Annotated in this window: 1 protein-coding gene; it reads right to left on the bottom strand. The window is 27.7% G+C overall.

Annotation, left to right across the window (positions count from 1 at the left end):
- On the bottom strand, positions 1-386 hold a 386-nt coding region (locus FIV38_RS29920), incomplete at its 3' end, for an RNA polymerase sigma factor (RefSeq protein ID WP_146492616.1).
- Positions 387-502: the final 116 nt, after the last annotated feature.

Genomic DNA, 502 nt, shown 5'->3' on the forward strand with positions numbered 1-502 from the left:
ATTTCACGGTGCTTTTTAGGTAGTTTTAATACAACTTTCCACACATCATTCAATTCTTCTTGCTTAAAAAACTCTTGTTCTGCCGACAAAGTTTGTTTATCATCACTAAAAAATCCTACTAAAGATATTCTTTTAAAATAAGATGATTTCAAATAATTTATTGCCGTATTTCTTGTAATTTTTAATATCCACGTTTTAATAGATGACTCCTTTCGAAATGAGTTCCAATTTTTAAATACCTTTATAAATACATCTTGCGTGATATCATCTGATAAGTGTGGATCTTTCGTAATAATAAATGAATAATTCCATACATCTTGCCAATAGTCTTTTATAACATAGTCCAGCTCATCATGATTACACTTTTCAATAAACGTCTGTTCCAATTTCCACACCTCAAACTTATTTGAATAAACATAAAACTACCCTCACTTTTATTATGGTTTCAATATATAGACAAGATACAAGTTTCATTTGTTCCATTTATTATCTTTTTTCAATA

Origin of the sequence: Pseudomonas proteolytica (genome assembly GCF_007858275.1) — a bacterium.
GTDB lineage: Bacteria > Pseudomonadota > Gammaproteobacteria > Pseudomonadales > Pseudomonadaceae > Aquipseudomonas > Aquipseudomonas proteolytica.